The sequence below is a fragment of the Geodermatophilus sp. DSM 44513 genome, from assembly GCF_032460525.1.
GTDB lineage: Bacteria > Actinomycetota > Actinomycetes > Mycobacteriales > Geodermatophilaceae > Geodermatophilus.
Map to the genome: position 1 here is coordinate 1,782,322 of NZ_CP135963.1, position 17,508 is coordinate 1,799,829.

The following is a 17,508-nucleotide window of genomic DNA, read 5'->3' on the forward strand; positions in this document are numbered from 1 at the left end:
TCTACCCGGCACACCACCGAGGAAGGAGCCCCCCGTGCCCACGCAGATCCCGTGCCTGTGGTTCGACGGCCAGGCCGAGCAGGCCGCGCAGCACTACACCTCGATCTTCCCCAACTCCTCCATCGGCGAGGTGACCCGCTACGGGCCGGGCATGCCCGCGCCCGAGGGTGGCGTCATGACCGTGGCCTTCACCCTCGACGGCCAGGACTACGTCGCGCTCAACGGCGGCCCGGAGTTCCGGTTCACCGAGGCGGTGTCCTTCCAGATCGCCTGCCGCGACCAGGAGGAGGCCGACCACTACTGGACCCGGCTGACCGAGGGCGGTGAGGAGAGCCAGTGCGGCTGGCTCAAGGACCGCTTCGGCGTCTCCTGGCAGGTCGTCCCCACCGACCTGCCCGCCCTGCTCGGCGACCCCGACCCCGACCGCGCCCGCCGGGCCAGCGAGGCGATGATGCGGATGCGCCGCATCGACCTCGCCGAGATCCGCCGGGCCGCCGACGGGTGAAGGACCCCCGCCACCCGCGAGCTCGCGGCGGGTCCCTGCACGGGGGCCGTACCCGCCGGGCGGCACTAGGCTCCGACGGGTGCCGCCCGCCCCCGCCGCGTCCGCCGCGGACCAGCTGCCCGTCCGCGCGGCCGCCGTCTGGGCCGCCCTCGACCCGCTCGTCGGGGGAGACCCGCTGCGGGTCCTCGACGTCGGCGGCGGCACCGGCAACTCCGCCGTCCGGCTGGCCCGCCTGGGGCACGACGTCACCGTGGTCGACCCCAGCGCCGACGCCCTCGCCACGCTGACGCGGCGGGCCGACACCGCCGGCGTCGGGGCGCGGGTGCACGGCGTGCAGGGCGACGGCGACCTGCTGCACGAGGTCCTGCCCGGGGTCGGGGGCGGCGGCTACGACCTGGCCCTGTGCCACGCGGTGCTCGAGGTGGTCGACGACCCCGCCGCCACCCTCGGCGAGCTGGGCCGCGCCCTGCGCCCCGGCGGCACCGCCAGCGTGGCCACCGCCAACCGGGCCGGCGCGGTGCTGGCCCGCGCCGTCTCCGGGCACCCGGTCGAGGCGCTGTCCCTGCTGGAGGACCGCGACCCCGCCCCCCGCCGCGCCAGCCGCCCGGCGCGGCGCCGGTTCACCCCGGCGGACCTGCTCGCCCTCGTCGAGGCCGCCGGGCTGCAGCCGGGCTCCTGGCGGGGGGTCGCCGTCGTCGCCGACCTGCTCGACACGGCCTCCGGTGACGCGTCGGCCGATCCCGAGGCGGTCCGCCGCCTGGAGCTCGCGCTGGCCGCCACCTCGCCCTACCGCGACGTCGCCGCCGGGCTGCACCTGCTCGCGACCCGCCCGTGAGGCTCCCCGCCGACCTCGCCCGCCCCGCCTACGGCAGTGCCAGCCTCGCCGACGTGCTGCCCGGCGCCGCCGCCGCCCTCGGCGTGCCGGTGGTGCGCGACGACCTGCCGGCCGACCCACTGGGCCTCACCGCCGCGCTCGGCGGCGCCCGTCGGGTCGCGGTCCTGCTCGTCGACGGCCTGGGCGCGAGCCTGGTGCGGGAGCACGCCTCCCTGGCCCCGACCCTCGCCGCGCTGGCCACACCGGCCGGCGACCTGTCCGCCCCCTGCCCCAGCACCACCCCGGTCAGCCTCACCACCCTGGGCACCGGCCTGCCGCCGGGCAGCCACGGCGTCCTCGGCTTCGTCACGATCGTCCCCGGTCAACGGAGCGCCACGGGGGAGGACCGCACGCTGGACCACGTCCGGTGGCGCGACGACCCCGACCCCGACGTCTGGCAGCCGCGGCGCAGCGTCTTCGCGCAGGCCGCCGACGCCGGCGTGGAGGTCACCGTCGCCGCCCCCTACGCCTTCGCCGGCTCCGGGCTGTCCCGCGCCGCCTACCGCGGCGCCCGCTACTCCGGCACGGTCGGTGCCGGCGACCTGGCCGCCGTGGTGCTGCAGTCGCTGGCCGCCGCACCCCGCACGCTGGTCTACGGCTACACCGCCGAGCTCGACCTCACCGGCCACGTCCGCGGCGTGGACTCGGCCGGCTGGCGCGCCCAGCTGCAGCTGGTCGACCGCCTGGTGGAGCAGGTCGTCGACGGCCTGCCGGACGACGCCGCGCTGCTGGTCACCGCCGACCACGGGATGCTCGACGTCCCCGCTGGGACCCGGCTGGACCTCGACGCCACCCCCGAGCTCACCGACGGCGTGCGCGTCCTGGCGGGCGAGCCGCGGGCGCGGTACCTGCACGCGGTGCCCGGCGCGCAGGCCGACCTGCTGGCCCGCTGGCGGGAGGTCCTCGGCGAGCGGGCCTGGGTGGCCGGCCGGGACGAGGCCATCGCCAGCGGCGTCTTCGGCCCGGTGGACGACGGCGTGGCCGGGCGGATCGGGGACGTCGTCGCGCTGGCCCGCGGCACCTGGGCGATGACCGCGACCGAGCGCGAGCCGGGCCCGAGCAGGCTGGTCGGCTACCACGGCTCGCTCACCGCGGTGGAGCTGGCCATCCCGCTGCTGGCCGCCCGCGGGCGGGCCCTCGGCTGACGCCCGGACGCTAGAGCCCGGACAGCAGCCGCACGTGCCAGGTGCGGCTGTGCGCGGGGTGCGTCGCCCGGCAGGTCAGCGGCGCCGCCTGCTCCGACGGGCGGCTCTCCACCTCGGTGACCACGTCGCCGTCCGGGCCGGCCAGGGTCACCACCCACCGCTCGACGTCCACCCCGGCCGGGGTCAGCCGGCGCACGTCGCGGGGTCGCAGGTCGTCGACGCCGTACAGCGCGAGCTCCGCCCGGGCGGTGTGCTGGGCGGCCTGCACCGGCGCGGCCAGCCCCGAGCGGCCGCGCAGCCACGGCAGCGCCACCCGGCCGGCGGCGTGCGCGGCGACCAGCTCGGCGCCGTCGCCGGGCAGCTGGCCGTAGGCGAAGCCGTGCGGCAGCACGAGCACGTTGCCGGCGAAGCGGCACCCGCCCAGGTGGCTGCACTCCCAGACGTCCTCGGCCGGCAGGGTCCGGGCCAGCGGCCGCCCGCGCAGCGCGCAGCAGGCGTCGTGCGCACCGTGCGCGCAGACCAGGTAGACCGGCCCGTCGGCGCGCTCGCCCACCGACCCGTCCCAGGGTGCGTCGACGAGGTCGGCGTCGCTGCCGCGCACCGACCACCACACGCCCTCGACGCCGGACCGGCCGTCGACGTAGGCCCACCGCCGCTGCGAGTCGGCCAGCCGGTCGCCGGGACGGCGGATCAGCAGCACCCGCACCCCCTCGGCCCGCGCGCGGTGTGCCAGCCGGGGCGCCACCGCCGGGTCGAAGCGGGACTGGGTGAGGGCGTCGGTGCCCCACGGGCCGGGCTGCTCGACCAGCAGCCACCGCTGGGCCGGCGAGGCGGTCGCGACACCGGCGTCCCCGCGGACGAGGGCCTGCACCGAGCACCGGTCCTCGGTGAGCCGGCCCTCGGGCAGCCCGGGGGCCGCGGGGACCCGGCAGAAGTCGGCCGGCGCCGTCACGCCCGGGGGTCCGGCCGGCTCACGATCCGGTTCCGGGCGCGCGTCCACGCCCCCCATCGTCCTCTGCGGTCGCCCCGGGCACCGTGACGATCGACTCGGTCACCAGCCGCCGGGCCAGGGTGAGCTGGTCGGCGGCGTCCAGGCCGGGCAGGTCGGCGACCTTGAGCTCGCCGGCGGCCAGCAGCGCGGCCACCGCGGGCCGGGTCTCGGCCGGCAGCTCCAGCGAGCGCCGCCCGGCGAGCAGCGTGACGCGGCCGTCGGCGGGCTCGCGCAGCTGGCAGCGCAGCCGGCGGCGCAGCTGGAGCACCGTGTCCGGCGACAACGCCGCTGCCGCGCTGGCCTGCGCCAGCGGTGCGACCGGCTCGGGGCGGACCTGCGACCACGTGCGGGCCCGCAGCCGGTCGGCGACCTCGGTCGGGTCGACCCGGTCCAGCCAGCCCTTCAGCGCGGCCACCACCGTGTCGACGTCGTCGGCGACGGCAGCGGGGTCGGCGAGGTCGACGCCCAGCGGCAGGGAGCGGCGCAGCTCGGGGTCCTCGGCGGCCAGCACGCGCACCAGGTCCAGCGCGGACTCCGCGGCCGACCAGCGGGTCACCGAGTGGATGCCGACGGTCAGGTGGGCGCTGATGGCCCCCAGGGCGGTGGCCGAGTGCAGGTAGCCGCGGGGCAGGTAGAGGGCGTCACCGGGTCGCAGCACCGCGTCGATGACCGGTTCGCGCTCGGCGGCGGCGGCCACGGCGGCGGCCCGGTCGCTCCACGGCTGGGTGCGCAGCGGGTCGACGAGCACCGGGGAGTGGATGCGCCAGTGCTTCTCGCCGGCCACCTGCAGCACGAACACGTCGTGGACGTCGTAGTGCGGGGAGAAGCCGCGCGAGGACGGCGGGGTGACGTAGGCGTTGACCTGCGTGGGGTGGCCCAGGTCCGCGGCCAGCTGGTCGGCGAACTCGATCAGCGGCGGCCACAGCCGGTGCAGGCCCTGCAGGACGACGGTGCTGCCCTCGGCGAACAGCCGGGCCACCGAGTCCGAGGAGACCTGGTCGGCGACCTCCGCGCCGGCGCCCCCGGAGGTGGTGAAGCGCTTCGGGTCGACGACCACGCCGTCCTTGGCGATCCGCAGGAAGGGCGTCCGCAGCCCGCGGCGGGACAGCAGCTCGTCGACCGCGGCGAGGTCGAGCAGGTCGGCGAAGGAGGCGCCGGGGGCCCCGTTCCCGATGTCCTGGGCGCGGGTCAGCAGCGGCCGACGGGCCCAGTACTCCTCGGCGAAGACCCGCGGCTCCAGTGCGGTGCACCGCCGCAGGGCCGGCCGGGAGTCCCCCGGCCGGCCCTGGGTGGTGTGGTCCTCGGTCAGGCGGAACCGTCCGCGCCGCCGTCGGCACCGCCGTCGGACCCGCCACCGGCCGCGCCGCCGTCGGCCGGGCCGTGACCCGCGCCGCCGTCGGCACCACCGTCGGCACCGCCGTCGGACCCTCCGCCGACCGCGCCGCCGTCGGCCGGGCCGTGACCCGCGCCGCCGTCGGCACCGCCGTCGGCGCCACCGTCGGCACCGCCGTCAGCGCCGCCGTCGGCCGGGCCGTGGCCCTCGGTGCTGGTCATGTCGTCGTCGTCGAGCGCCATGGGTCTCCTCTTCGGTGCGGGGTCCGGGCCGCCGGCCGGCGGCCCGCCGGGCGTTGCTGTACCTCATCCATCTTCCACGCACACTCCCACCTCGACCAGCGGGGACGGCCGGTGGGCAACGGCTCGGTCACGGCGCCGCGCCGGGGTGCCGGGGTGGTGCCGAGGGCGCTAGCGTCCTCCCGTCGGGTCGAACACGTGTTCGGGGAGGAGGGCCGGTGTCGTCGCTGCGCGCCGTGGGCTGCACCGTGCTGCACGTCGACATGGACGCGTTCTTCGCCAGCGTCGAGGTGCGCCGCCGCCCGGAGCTGGCCGGGACGCCGGTCGTCGTCGGCGGGGCCGGCAACCGCGGCGTGGTGACCTCGGCCACCTACGAGGCCCGCCGGTACGGCGTGCACGCGGCGATGCCGACGTCACGGGCGCTGCGGCTGTGCCCGACGGCGACGGTGCTGCCGGGGGACATGGCGCTCTACGCGGAGGTGTCCCGCTCGGTCATGGCGCTGTTCCGCTCGATCACCCCGCTGGTGGAGCCGCTGTCCCTGGACGAGGCCTTCCTCGACGTCGCCGGCGCCGGGCGGCGGCTGGGCGACGCCGCGGAGATCGGGGAGTACCTGCGCGCCCGCGTCCACGACGAGCAGGGCATCACCTGCTCGGTCGGGGTGGCCGGCACCAAGTCGCTGGCCAAGCTGGCCTCCACCGCCGCCAAGCCCGACGGGCTGCGGGTGGTCCGCCCCGCCGAGGTCATGGGGTTCCTGCACCCGCTGCCGGTCGGGGCGCTGTGGGGCGTGGGCGCGAAGACCGAGGAGGTGCTGCTGCGGCTGGGCCTGCGCACCGTCGGCGACCTGGCGCACGTGCCGGTGCGCACCCTGCAGCGGGCGGTGGGGACGGCGGCCGGTGCACACCTGCACGAGCTGTCCTGGGGCCGCGACCCGCGCCGGGTGGTGCCCGACGAGCCGGAGCGGTCCACCGGGCACGAGGAGACCTTCGGCACCGACGTCGACGACCCCGCCGTGATCCACCGGGAGCTGCTGCGGCTGTCCGAGCGGACGGCCGGCCGGCTGCGCTCGGGCGGCTGGCTGGCCCGCACGGTGACCGTCAAGGTCCGGTTCGCCGACTTCGCCACGATCACCCGCAGCCGCACCCTCGACGTCCCCACCGACGTCGGGCAGGAGCTGTACGACACCGCCCGCGCGCTCTTCGACGCCCTGGGCCTGGAACGGGCGCGCATCCGGCTGGTCGGGGTGCGCGCCGAGCGCCTGGTGCCGGCCGGGTCGACGCCGCGGCAGCTGCAGCTGGGCGCCCGCGAGCGCGGCCGCCGCGAGGCGGAGCTGGCCGCCGACCGGGCCGCCCGCCGCTTCGGTGCCGGCGCGGTCCGCCCGGCGACGCTGCTGCACCGCGACGGGCTGCACCGCGACGGGCTGCACCGCGACGGGCTGCACCGCGACGGGAGGGGCGCCCGGTGACGCCCCGTGTCGCCGGTGGCACGCCGCGCCACGCCGGTCGGCCCACGCCGGGAGCGGGAACTCCGGCAGCACCCCGTTCGTCTCCTGGCCGAGACACGGGACCACCCGCTGGGGTGATCACGGCGAGCCGTGCGCGGCTCGCCTTTCGCACCCCGCGGAGGGCTCGTATCCTCGGTATCACCGACGGCGGACACGCCGTCGGGTACTGGTCTTGGCCCACGTGGAGGTCGACGTGCCGCTCTCCGAGCACGAGCAGCGACTGCTGGAGCAGATCGAGCGCGCCCTCGTCGACGACGATCCCAAGTTCGCCTCGTCTGTCCGCACCGGTGACCGCCGCAGCAAGGCGCGCCGCAAGCTGCAGCTCGGCTTCCTGTTGTTCGTCGTCGGGATGGCTGCGCTCATCGGCGGTGCGGTCATCCCGTCCGTGCCGCTGGGCGTCCTGGGCTTCCTGGTCGCCTTCGGCGGGCTGGCGCTCGCCGTCCTGAACTACCGCTCCGGCACCGGTGTGGTCGAGGCCGGCCCCGGCGTGCCCGCCGGCGGCTCGGCAGCCGGCCGCGGTGGCCGCGGCGGCAGCAGCAAGGCCCGCCGCCAGCCGCTGAAGAGCCGGCTCGAGGAGCGCTTCCGCCGCCGCTACGACCAGTAGCCCCCGGCACCCCACGACGGCCGCCGTCCCTCCCCGGACGGCGGCCGTCGTCGTGTCCGCCCACCGACCGACCCGGGAGACGCCGTGACCGACGTGGAGGAGGCCCTCGCCGCCACCGGCGGCCTGTGGGCCTGGGGCGACGAGGACGGCGTGGCCCCGTGGACCGACGGCGAGGGGCGCGACGTCGTCCCGCTGTGGACCGACGCCGACCAGGCCGAGGCGGAGTCGCGCGACGGCGCCGAGCCCGGCGAGCGGCCGCTGTTCCTCGACGTCGAGGCGCTGCTCGAGGCGATCCCGGAGTGGGTGGCCGCCGGGGTGGGGGAGGCGGGCCTGGACAGCCGGGGCGGGCGGTTCCCGGCCACCGTGCCGCTGGCCGAGCTCACCGAGCGGCTGCTGCGCCTCCAGCTCGACCGGCCCGTCTGAGGGAGGACCCCTGTGCAGGGGCCCCGCCGCGAGCTCGCGAGCGGTGGGGGCACGGGGGTCCTCCCTCAGCTGCGCAGGGGTGTGCGGCGGAGTGGCCGCGGCAGCCCGCCGAGCAGGGAGGGCGGCAGCAGCAGCGCGCGCAGCCGGAGCGCCCGCGGGGCTGCGGCCAGCAGCCCGCGGCGGGCGGTGGTGAGGTCCGCGCGCAGCTCCGGGCCGACGGCGGGGACGCTGCCGGGCCGGGCGTAGCTGGCCGCCTCCTCGGCGCGGGCCAGCCGGGCGACCGCCCCGCCCACGTCCCCTCCCGGTGCGCGTCGGCGGTGCGGCCGGTGCACCCCGCCGCCGGCCGCAGCCGCGTCGGCCAGCTGCCCGGCCACCTGCCGCGGCGTCCGCGCCGGGTCGGCGGTCCGGCCCACGTCGAGCGCGGTGGCGGCCAGTTCGTCCCACAGCGCCGCGGGGCTGCCGGTGGCCAGCCGGCGGCGCCGCTGCACCACCCGCAACCCGGCCGGGACCGCGGCCAGGGCCACGGCCGCCAGCGCCAGGCCCGCGGTGCGCAGCGCCGGGACCCACGAGCCGCTCTGCTGCGGCGCGGCCTGCGCGGTCGGCAGCTCCTGCGGCGCGGGCAGCTCCTGCGGGGCCCGGGGTGCCGGCGCGGGCAGCGGCGCGGGCAGCGGGTCGGTGCGCGGGTCGACCTCCTGGTCCGGGGCGCGGGGGGCCCAGGGCAGCTCCACCGCGCGGTCGGTGTCGATCGGGGTCGGGTCGTAGGGGACCCAGCCCAGGTCGTCGAAGTAGACCTCCACCCAGGCGTGCGCGTCGTCGCTGGTGACCAGCCGGCTGCCGTCGGACTGCGGCGTGCCGGGGGTGTAGCCGAGCACCACCCGCGCCGGGACGCCGGCCGCCCGGACCAGGGCCGCCATCGCACCGGCGTACTGCTCGCAGTAGCCCTGCCGCAGCCGCAGGAAGTCCGCGAGGTCGTCGCCGCCGGTGCCCGGCGCGGTCGACAGGGAGTACTGGTAGTCGTTGGCCGGGTCGGTGAAGTGCCCGTACACCGCCTGCACCCGCTCGTACGGCGTCCCCGCGTCCGCGGTCAGCGTGTCCACCAGTTCCTCGACGGTCGGGTCGAGCGGCGGCAGGGCGGTGTAGCGCTGCACCAGCGGCAGCTCCGGCGGCAGCTCGCCGGACGCGGCCAGCTGCTCGGGCGTGGGCCGCGGCTCCACCGCCGCCACCGACCAGCTCTGCCCCGCCGTCGACACCTCCCGGCCGAACACCGTGCCCGTGGCCGGGTCGAACCGCCACTGGTCCGGCGCGGCCACGTCCACCGACTGGGGCGCGTACAGCAGCGGCAGGAACCGGTCCTCGTGGCCGAGCGCGGTGACCAGCGCGTCGACCGGCCGGCCGCCCTGCCGGCCGGGCAGGGCCAGCCCCGGCCCGTCGGCGACCGCCGCCTGCCCGTCGAGGTTGCCGATCCGCCAGCCCGCGTCGGCGTCGTAGACCTCCAGCGCCACGACGCGCAGGTGCCCGGGGTCGGGCACCGAGGCGGTGAGCTCCAGCAGCTCGACCGGCTCGTCCAGGGTCAGCTGCCCCTGCAGGGCCGCCGCCGGGTCCAGGGCGGTGCCGGTGGAGCCGCCACCCCCGCCGCGGCCGAAGCCGAAGGACCGGGTGCCCTCGCTCAGCGTGGGGACGACGGCGCCGACGACCAGCCCGAGCAGCACGGCGGCCGCCCCGGTCCGGACGGCGGTGAGCGTCCCGGGCCCCAGCAGCGGGCGCCGTCCCCCCGCCAGCCGGCGGCCCAGCTGCCGGTGCTGGTCGGCGAACAGCAGCAGCGCCAGCCCGGCGGACGGCGCGGCCACCGGCAGCACGCCGACCGAGCCGGTCACCGTGCTCACCGGGACGCAGAGGAGGACCAGCAGGCCGAGCCCGGCCAACGCCGGCCGGCGGGCACCGACGGCCACCTGGTCCACGGCGAGGGCGACCAGGCCGGCCATCAGCGTGGTGAGGGTCAGCAGGCCGGTCAGCGGGAGGGCCGGCGTGCTCTGCTCGCGCAGCTCCACGGTCCCGTCGGCCATCACCGCGCCGAGGTCGGCCAGGCTGGCGCCCGTCGGCAGCCAGCCACCCCACGCCTGGTCGGGGGCGAACAGCGTCGTCAGCACGCAGACCAGCACGGCCAGCTGACCGACGGGGACGGCGGCACGCACCAGTGCCGTCCACCAGCCGGGCACCGGGCGGTCCCCGGCGAGGGCTGCGCCGGCCACCCGCAGCAGCAGGCCGGCGGCGGCCACGGCGGTCACGGCGGCCAGCACCGGGGGCAGCCAGTCGCCGGCGGTGAACACCGGCACCAGCGCGAGGGTGCCCAGGACGGTGGCGACCGCGGCGGCCCCGGTCGTGCCGGCGTCGCGCAGCAGCGTGCGCGCGGTGTCCCCGCTCACCACCGGCCGCCCGGCACGGCGGCGGGCCGCACGACCCGGGCCCACGCGTCGGCCACGGACTCCCCGGCGCCGGCGACGGTGACCTGCCAGCCGGCCGCGCGCAGCAGGTCCGCCGCCGCCTCCTGCTGGCGGGTGAGCTCCGCGCGCGCGGCGGACCCGACCGGCCGCCGCCGGCGGGCGCCGTCGGCCTCGGCCCAGCTGCCCACGTCGACGAGGACGGCGAGGTCGGCGGCCGGGCCGGAGCGGACCCGCACCAGCTCCGCGGCGTCGTCGGGCCCGACCGCCCCGAGCAGCGCCACGACGGGACCCTCCCCGGCCGCCCGGGTCAGCACCCCCAGCCCGGGGCCCAGGCCGGTCAGCCGGGACGGCGTCACCGTGGCGAGCAGGTCCAGCAGCTCCTCGGGGCCCCGTCCCGCGCCGGGCCGGTCGCCGGTCAGCTCGGCGGCCTCGGTGACCACCCGCACCGTGGCGCCGCGCGCGATCAGCTCGGTGCCGATGCTGGCCGCCGCCTCGACCAGCCACTCCAGGCTGTCCGGCGGGAGCGCGTCGGGGACCCGCCGGTCGGCGGGGGTGGGGCGGGCGAGCAGGTGGGCGCGGGTGCGGGTGTCCAGCAGCAGGGTGGCCTGCGCGCGCCAGGGCCGCTCCTCCAGCCGCACCATCAGCTCCCCGGAGCGGGCCGTCGCCCGCCAGTGCACCTTGCGCAGGTCGTCGCCCTGCCGGTACGGCCGGGTGCTGACATCGTCCTCCCCGTGGACGGCGATCGACCGGCGCGCGCCCGACCCACCGCCGCCCTGCCCGCCGCCGGGCCCGCCGGGACCGAGCGGCACCACCCGGGGCACCACGACCAGCGGCGCGGTGTCGGCGCCGACGACGCTGCGCAGCACCAGGCCGAAGGGGTCCACCAGCCGCAGCCGCAGCGGCCCCAGACGGTGGCGGCCGCGGCGCCCGCCGTGCACCCGGTAGTGCAGCGTCGCCGCCCGCCCGCCGGGCAACCGGTCCACGACGAACTGCGGGGCCGGGCCGAGCTCCGGCGGCACCGTCTCGGCCAGCAGCCACAGCCCGCCGGTGCCGCGGCCGGCGTTGGAGAGCTCCAGCAGCACCTCCGCGTCGCCCCCCCGCGGCACCCGGGCGGGGGTGACGGTGCGCCGCGCGGCGACCCGGAAGCGGTGCCGGGCCACGGCCAGCGCCGACAGCAGCGGCAGGGCCAGCACGAACACCGCCACCTGCACCAGCGGCGTCTCGCCCAGCAGCACACCGAGCAGCAGGAGGGTGAGCCCGGCGGCGACCAGGCAGCGGCCGCGCAGCGTGAGGCTGGCCAGCGCGGTGGCGACCGGGCCGGCCACCTCAGCGCCCGCGGGGGACCGGGACGGTCCTCAGCAGGTCGCCGACCACCTGCTCGGCGGTGCGCCGGGTGGCGGCGGCGTCCGGGGTGAGCAGCAGGCGGTGGGCCAGGACCGGCACGGCGACGGTCTGCACGTCGTCGGGCAGCACGTGGTCCCGGCCGGCCAGCGCCGCGGTCGCCCGCGCGGTGCGCAGCAGCTGCAGCCCGGCCCGAGGGGAGGCCCCCAGCCGCAGGTCTGTCGACCGCCGGGTGGCCTCCACCAGCGCCACCACGTAGCGGCGCACCGCCTCCGAGACGTGCAGCCGGCCGACGGCGGCGACCAGCGCGCGCACCCCCGCGGCGTCCGTGGCCGGCGTCAGGGTGGCCAGCGGGTCGGTGGTGACCAGGTCGTCGAGCATGGCCAGCTCGGCCTCGCGGTCGGGGTAGCCCATCGACACCCGGGCGGTGAACCGGTCGCGCTGGGCCTCCGGGAGAGGGTAGGTGCCCTCCATCTCGATCGGGTTCTGGGTGGCCAGCACCAGGAAGGGGCGGGCCAGCTCGTAGCTGACGCCGTCCACGGTGACCTGCCGCTCGGCCATGCACTCCAGCAGCGCGGACTGGGTCTTGGGCGAGGCCCGGTTGATCTCGTCGGCCACGACGATGTTGGCGAAGACCGCGCCGGGCTTGAACTCGAACTCCCGGGTCTCCTGGTCGTACACCGACACCCCGGTGACGTCGCTGGGCAGCAGGTCCGGGGTGAACTGGATGCGCCGCACGCTCGCGTCCACCGACGCGGCCAGCGCCTTCGCCAGCGTGGTCTTGCCCACCCCCGGCACGTCCTCGACCAGCAGGTGGCCCTCGGCGAGCAGCACGACCAGTGCCAGGTGGACGACGTCGGGCTTGCCGTGCACCACCCGCGCCATGTTGGCCGCGATGCGCGCGCCCTCCGCCGCGACGTCGACCAGGGCCGTGACACCGTCGGCCACGCCGTCCCCGGCACCGTCGCTGGTGCGGGTCACCTCGGTCACGCAGCCTCCTCGCCGTCCCCCCGAGCGGGCGGGGCCCACCCGCCGGTGCGCGACGACGGTGCTCGCCCGCCCGGGTGGGCGGCACGGCCCGCTGCCGGGGCGACCCGGCGGTCCAGGTCAGGTCCCCAACCGTACGTGGCCGGACACCGGCCGGGCGTGTCGTCGCCCCCGGCCACCCGGCGGCCCACCCACCGCTGTGGCCGGGACCCCCACCGCCACCCCACCGGGACCCCTCCGCGGCGCCCGGCCGGGGCCCTGCTGGGTGGGTCGCCGTGGGGCCGGACCCCACCGCTCCCCACCCCCGCCGGAGGCCTCCCGGGTGGCGCGCTGACCTGCGTGAGCGGGGGTGGGGAGGGCCCGTCACGACATGGTGTCGAGTGGTGTTCGGTGGGGCGTAGTGGGTTAGTGTGTGGCCCGGTGGGGAGGTAGGGCGCGTCCGGGGGACGCCCCGGGAGCGCGAGGAGGACCGATGGGGGAGGTGTTCCGGTGTTCGTCGGCAGCTACCCGTTGCGCCTCGACGAGAAGGGCCGGCTCGCACTCCCCGTCCGCTTCCGCGAGCAGGTGGCCGACGGCATGGTGATCAAGAAGGGCCAGGACCGCTGCGTGTACGGCCTGACCATGGCCCGGGTCGCCGAGCAGAGTGCCGCCGCCGCCGCGATGGCACCCTCGGACACCGCCGCCGCCCGCATGCGCGCCCGCATGAGCTTCGGGTCGATGGTCGAGGTCGAGCCGGACAAGACCGGCCGCATCACCATCCCCGCCAACCTGCGCGAGTACGCCGGTCTGGACCGTGACGTGGTCGTCGTCGGGGTCGACACCCGCTTCGAGATCTGGGACGCCGGCACCTGGGACGCCTACGTGGCCGAGCAGGAGGCCGCCTACGCCGACATGGAGAGCGAGGGGATGCCGACCCTCTCCTGACCCCGACGTCCCGTCCACCCGACCCTCCGGGCCGCCTTGACCGAGCCGACTTCCCCGCGGCTCGACCGACCGGCCCGAGTCGTCTTCCCCGCGGCTCGGACCCGGCGCACCGGAGACAGAGACGCACCGTCCACCGGGGACGCACCGGCCCCCACCGGCGCGGACCCGCCCCTCCCCGCGGGGTTCCACCTGACGTACTTCCCCGACGCCAGGCGGGCCCCGCGGGGCCGGGGAGACCCGTTCCCGGCCGCCCACCCCGACCCACCGGCCCCGACCCCTCCTCGCCGGTCGCCGCGCCGCGCCTCCCCACCGCGCCGCCCCACCGCCCTGCCCTCCCGTCCCCGCCCCGCCCGTACCGCCTGCCCCTGCCCGCCTCGCTCCGCCCTGCGCGCCCCGGCGGCGTCCCCCACGCGCCGGCGAAACGCCGCCGCCCCTCCGCCCGCCGACCGCAGCGGGGCCCCACCATGGACGGGTCCCGCGCCACCGGGCGCCCCGACCCCGTTCAGGAGCCGCCGACGATGAGCACCGAGCCGGCGCAGGCCGGGCCGGCCGCGCACCCGGTGCACGTGCCGGTCCTGCTCGACCGGGTCACCGGGCTGCTCGGGCCGGCCTGCTCGTCCGCCGGTGCGGTCCTCGTAGACGCCACCCTCGGACTGGCCGGGCACGCGCTGGCCCTGCTGCGCGCCCACCCCGGACTGCGCCTGGTCGGCCTGGACCGCGACCCCGACGCCCGCGCCGAGGCCACCCGCCGACTGGCCGACGCCGGCGTGGCCGGCCGGGCGACCGTCGTCCCGGCCGTCTTCGACGAGCTGCCCGAGGTGCTCGACCGGCTCGGCCTGCCCGAGGTGCAGGCGGTGCTGTTCGACCTGGGGGTGTCCTCGCTGCAGCTGGACCGCCGCGACCGCGGGTTCAGCTACGCCGGCGACGGGCCGCTGGACATGCGCATGGACCCGTCGGCGCCGCGCACCGCCGCCGACGTGGTGAACACCTACGCCGCCGGCGACCTGGCCCGCGTGCTGCGCGTCTACGGCGAGGAGCGCTTCGCCACCCGCATCGCGGCGGCCATCGTGCGCGAGCGCGAGCGCGCGCCGTTCACGCACACCGAGCGGCTGGCCCACCTGGTGCGCGAGTCGATCCCCGCCGCCACCCGGCGCACCGGCGGGCACCCGGCCAAGCGCGCGTTCCAGGCGCTGCGCATCGAGGTGAACGACGAGCTGGGAGTGCTCGAGCGCGCCCTTCCGGCGGCCCTGGACGCCCTCGCGGTCGGCGGGCGGCTGGCCGTCATCACCTTCCACTCCCTCGAGGACCGCATCGTCAAGCAGACCCTCGCGGCCGGTGCGGTGGACCGCACGCCGCCGGAGCTGCCGGTGCCCCTGCCCGACCTCGGCCCGACGCTGCGGCTGCTCACCCGCGGGGGCGAGGCGGCGTCGGAGGCCGAGGTCGCGGCCAACCCGCGAGCCGCCTCGGCCCGGCTGCGGGCCGCCGAGCGGATCCGGCGGGCCGCGTGAGCGCCGCCGCCCGCGCGGCCGGACCACCCCCCGGGGACCGTCCCGGCCGGGGCACCGCACCCGTGTCGGCGCCCGTGTCGGGCCCGGTGCGAGCCGCCTCCGCCGGTGGGTGGCCGGCCCCCGCCCGGCGGCCGGCCGCCCCGGCGACGGGCCGGCGGGTGCGCGCGCACACCGCACCGGTGCGCACCGGCGCGGTGCGGACCGGCCCGGTGGCGGCACCGTCCCCGCCGGCCGTCCCGGCGCCCCGCCCGGCGGCGGGCCCACCCCCGGGCCGGGTCCGCAGCGCCGTGGCCGACTCCCGCACCCGGCTGGTCCTGCTGGTCGTGACCCTGCTGCTCGCCACCACGCTGGGCCTGCTGTTCCTCAACACCGCCATCGCGGTCAACTCCCTCAAGGCCACCCAGCTGGCCGCCGCCAACGCCGACCGCGCCCAGGAGGTGCAGCGCCTCGAGCAGCAGGTGATCGCCGGCGGCACACCGGCGGAGCTCGCCGCCGCGGCCCGCGAGGCCGGGATGGTGCCCGCCGGCCCGGCCGCCTACCTGGTCGTCGGGGAGGACGGCACCGTCACCCTGCGCGGGGAGGCCGTGCCCGCGGAGGCGCCGGAGCCCGAGGAGACACCGCGGCTGCCCGGCGACGCGGCCGTCCCCGTGGCCCCTGAGGTGCCCGTGGCCGGGGACCTCGCCGGGGGCCCCGCCGCGGCCGGCGGCGGGGAGTGACCGTGCCCGGCTCGCCCCGCCGTCCGCTGGACCGCACCCCGCCGCGCCGGGGCGCGGCCGGTGCGTTCACCTCCCGCCGCGCGCCGGGCAGCCGCCGGCTACGCGGGGCCCTGCCGGTGAGCAGCCGGCGGTTCAGCGTCGGCCTGGCGCTCGTCGTCGTGCCGCTGCTGGTCATCACCGGCCGGCTGTGGCTGCTGCAGGGCGTCGACAGCGGCGAGTACGCGCTTGCCGCGACGCAGGACCGCATCAGCGTGCGCGACGTCCTCCCGCTGCGCGGCCCGGTGGTCGACCGCGACGGCGACCCGCTGGCCTACACCGTCGAGGCCTCCCGGGTCACCGCCGACCCCACCCTCGTCGCCGACCCCGCCCGCACCGCCCTGGCGCTGACCACGCTGCTCGACGTCCCGGTCTCCGAGCTCACCGACCTGCTGTCGGCCGACGGCCGCTACGTCGTGCTGGCCTCCCGCGTGCGGCCGGAGACGGTGGACGCGATCGAGGAGCTGGGCCTGGACGGCGTGTACTCCGAGGACGACCCGGTGCGGCTCTACCCCGCCGGCTCCGTCGCCGGGCAGGTCGTCGGCTTCGTCGGCCGGGAGGGTGCGGGGCTGGCCGGCGTGGAGCAGACGATGGACGAGAAGCTCGCCGGCACGCCGGGGGAGCGGCGGGTCGAGGTGGGCAGCGGCGGGCACCCGATCCCGTCGGGCATCGACGAGTCCACCCCCGCCGTCGACGGGCAGACCGTCGAGCTGACGCTGGACTCCGACCTGCAGTTCGTCACCGAGCAGCGGCTGCAGGAGGCCTGCCAGGACGGCGCCACCACCCGCGCCTCGGCCGTCGTCCTGGAGGTCGCCACCGGCCGGGTCGCCGCCATGGGCTCCTGCCCGGGCTACGACCCCGGCGACTACTCCCGGACCGACCCGGACCTGCTGGGCAACCCGATCGTGTCCAGCGTCTTCGAGCCCGGCTCGGTGCTCAAGGCGGTCACCCTGGCCGCGGCGATCGAGGAGGGGCGGGCCACCCCGGACAGGGTCCTGAGCGTGCCGGGGTCGATCGCGGCGGGGGACGTGGTCGTCCGCGACGCGCACCCCCACCCGCCGATCGACTGGACGGTCACCGGCGTGCTGGCCAAGTCCAGCAACGTCGGGACGATCATGCTGGCCCGCGAGGTGGGCGACCAGCGGCTCGAGGAGTACCTGCGCGCCTTCGGCCTGGGCCGCACCACCGGCATCGAGCTGCCCGGCGAGAGCGCCGGCATCCTCCAGGACTCCGCCGAGTGGACCGCGAGCCGCGCGGCCAACGTCCCGATCGGGCAGGGCGTGTCGGTAACCACCCTGCAGATGGCGTCGATGTACCAGGCGATCGCCAACGGCGGGGTGCGCGTGGAGCCCCGGGTCGTCGCCGCCGTCGGCGGCCAGGCCCCGCCGGCGCCGGCGAGCACCCGGGTGGTCGGCGAGTCCACCGCCGACGACGTCGCGGCCATGCTGGAGGCCGTCGTCGGCCCCGGCGGCACCGCCCCGCTGGCGCAGGTCGAGGGCTTCCGGGTGGCGGGGAAGACCGGCACCGCGCAGCGGGCCAACCCGGAGTGCAACTGCTACGCCGGCGGCGGCTACGTGACCACCTTCGTCGGGTTCGCCCCCGCCGACGACCCGCAGTACGTCGTGGCGGTGGACCTCGAGCGGCCCGCCAGCGACGCCGAGGGCGGCCAGGTCGCCGCCCCGGTGTTCGCCGACGTGATGCGCCAGGCGCTGACCGCCGACGGCATCGTGCCGTCCGGCACGCCCCGGCCCGTCCCGGTGCTGACCGGCCCGCAGCCCTGAGCGCGCCGGCCCCCGGTGATCAGCTCGGCTCAAGAAGGACCCCCGTGCCCCCCGCCACTCGCACGCTCGCGGCGGGACCCTGCACGGGGGCCGACCGGGTCCGGGCTCACCGCCGCCGGCGAGCCCGGACCCGCCATGACTGGCTGAGCCGGTCATCG

16 protein-coding genes are annotated in these 17,508 nt (G+C 78.3%); 10 read left to right on the forward strand and 6 right to left on the reverse strand.

The features are described 5' to 3' along the window. Positions 1–34: 34 nt before the first annotated feature. The 3 genes from RTG05_RS08670 (at position 35) to RTG05_RS08680 (ending at position 2,524) form a co-directional block, all read left to right on the forward strand. Complete coding sequence (locus RTG05_RS08670) at positions 35–505, forward strand: VOC family protein (RefSeq protein ID WP_166528306.1); 471 nt, start codon at positions 35–37, stop codon at positions 503–505. Positions 506–584: 79 nt separating this feature from the next. Next, on the forward strand, positions 585–1,340 hold the full coding sequence (locus RTG05_RS08675; protein ID WP_315912443.1) for a methyltransferase domain-containing protein: 756 nt from the start codon (positions 585–587) through the stop codon (positions 1,338–1,340). Beyond that, positions 1,337–2,524 carry an alkaline phosphatase family protein gene (locus RTG05_RS08680; RefSeq protein ID WP_166528307.1) on the forward strand — a complete coding sequence of 396 codons (1,188 nt, stop codon included), beginning with the start codon at positions 1,337–1,339 and terminating at the stop codon, positions 2,522–2,524. Before RTG05_RS08675 ends, RTG05_RS08680 begins: the two co-directional genes overlap by 4 nt. Before the next feature lie 10 nt (positions 2,525–2,534). Here the strand turns inward: RTG05_RS08680 and RTG05_RS08685 are convergent, their stop codons facing one another. From RTG05_RS08685 to RTG05_RS08695, 3 genes are all read right to left on the reverse strand, one after another. Beyond that, positions 2,535–3,476 carry a ferredoxin family protein gene (locus RTG05_RS08685; RefSeq protein WP_315912444.1) on the reverse strand — a complete coding sequence of 314 codons (942 nt, stop codon included), beginning with the start codon at positions 3,474–3,476 and terminating at the stop codon, positions 2,535–2,537. Positions 3,477–3,495: 19 nt separating this feature from the next. Continuing rightward, positions 3,496–4,572, reverse strand: coding sequence for a cupin domain-containing protein (locus RTG05_RS08690; protein ID WP_315912445.1), 1,077 nt, complete (start codon positions 4,570–4,572; stop codon positions 3,496–3,498). Positions 4,573–4,820: 248 nt separating this feature from the next. Next, positions 4,821–5,090, reverse strand: a complete 270-nt coding sequence (locus tag RTG05_RS08695) for a BatC protein (protein WP_166528309.1) — start codon at positions 5,088–5,090, stop codon at positions 4,821–4,823. A 215-nt stretch (positions 5,091–5,305) separates the two neighbouring features. Here RTG05_RS08695 and dinB point away from each other — a divergent pair, with 215 nt between their 5' ends. The 3 genes from dinB (at position 5,306) to RTG05_RS08710 (ending at position 7,616) form a co-directional block, all read left to right on the forward strand. Beyond that, a complete protein-coding gene (gene dinB / locus RTG05_RS08700; RefSeq protein ID WP_166528310.1) occupies positions 5,306–6,550 on the forward strand; it encodes a DNA polymerase IV in 1,245 nt (414 codons plus the stop codon). 232 nt (positions 6,551–6,782) lie between these two features. Next, positions 6,783–7,193 (forward strand): SCO2097 family morphological protein, encoded by a 411-nt coding sequence (locus RTG05_RS08705; protein ID WP_166528311.1) that lies wholly within the window; start codon positions 6,783–6,785, stop codon positions 7,191–7,193. Positions 7,194–7,277: 84 nt separating this feature from the next. Beyond that, the gene (locus RTG05_RS08710) at positions 7,278–7,616 is read left to right on the forward strand and encodes a DUF2750 domain-containing protein (protein WP_166528312.1); all 339 of its coding nucleotides are present in this window, start codon (positions 7,278–7,280) and stop codon (positions 7,614–7,616) included. A 65-nt stretch (positions 7,617–7,681) separates the two neighbouring features. Here RTG05_RS08710 and RTG05_RS08715 read toward each other — a convergent pair whose 3' ends face one another. The 3 genes from RTG05_RS08715 to RTG05_RS08725 are packed head-to-tail and all read right to left on the reverse strand — an operon-like array spanning position 7,682 to position 12,388. Then, positions 7,682–10,039: a transglutaminase TgpA family protein gene (locus RTG05_RS08715; RefSeq protein WP_166528313.1), complete on the reverse strand. Its 2,358-nt coding sequence runs from the start codon at positions 10,037–10,039 to the stop codon at positions 7,682–7,684. Continuing rightward, positions 10,036–11,382: a DUF58 domain-containing protein gene (locus tag RTG05_RS08720; protein WP_315912447.1), complete on the reverse strand. Its 1,347-nt coding sequence runs from the start codon at positions 11,380–11,382 to the stop codon at positions 10,036–10,038. Before RTG05_RS08720 ends, RTG05_RS08715 begins: the two co-directional genes overlap by 4 nt. Before the next feature lies 1 nt (position 11,383). Then, on the reverse strand, positions 11,384–12,388 hold the full coding sequence (locus RTG05_RS08725) for an AAA family ATPase (RefSeq protein ID WP_315912448.1): 1,005 nt from the start codon (positions 12,386–12,388) through the stop codon (positions 11,384–11,386). A gap of 486 nt (positions 12,389–12,874) precedes the next feature. Between RTG05_RS08725 and mraZ the strand changes: the two genes are divergently transcribed. The 4 genes from mraZ to RTG05_RS08745 all read left to right on the forward strand — a co-directional run bounded on the left by mraZ (position 12,875) and on the right by RTG05_RS08745 (position 17,350). Beyond that, positions 12,875–13,309, forward strand: coding sequence for a division/cell wall cluster transcriptional repressor MraZ (gene mraZ / locus RTG05_RS08730; protein WP_166528314.1), 435 nt, complete (start codon positions 12,875–12,877; stop codon positions 13,307–13,309). A gap of 518 nt (positions 13,310–13,827) precedes the next feature. Next, positions 13,828–14,817, forward strand: coding sequence for a 16S rRNA (cytosine(1402)-N(4))-methyltransferase RsmH (gene rsmH, locus RTG05_RS08735; protein WP_166528315.1), 990 nt, complete (start codon positions 13,828–13,830; stop codon positions 14,815–14,817). An 86-nt stretch (positions 14,818–14,903) separates the two neighbouring features. Then, positions 14,904–15,533, forward strand: a complete 630-nt coding sequence (locus RTG05_RS08740) for a cell division protein FtsL (protein WP_315912449.1) — start codon at positions 14,904–14,906, stop codon at positions 15,531–15,533. Positions 15,534–15,535: 2 nt separating this feature from the next. Beyond that, entirely contained in the window at positions 15,536–17,350 is a 1,815-nt protein-coding gene (locus RTG05_RS08745) for a peptidoglycan D,D-transpeptidase FtsI family protein (RefSeq protein ID WP_315912450.1), read from the forward strand. The last annotated feature ends 158 nt before the right edge of the window (positions 17,351–17,508 follow it).

Bases quoted from the DNA above. Each gene is read 5' to 3' on its own strand.
- RTG05_RS08695 (WP_166528309.1), bottom strand. From the start codon at position 5,090: ATGGCGCTCGACGACGACGACATGACCAGCACCGAGGGCCACGGCCCG.
- rsmH (WP_166528315.1), top strand. From the start codon at position 13,828: ATGAGCACCGAGCCGGCGCAGGCCGGGCCGGCCGCGCACCCGGTGCAC.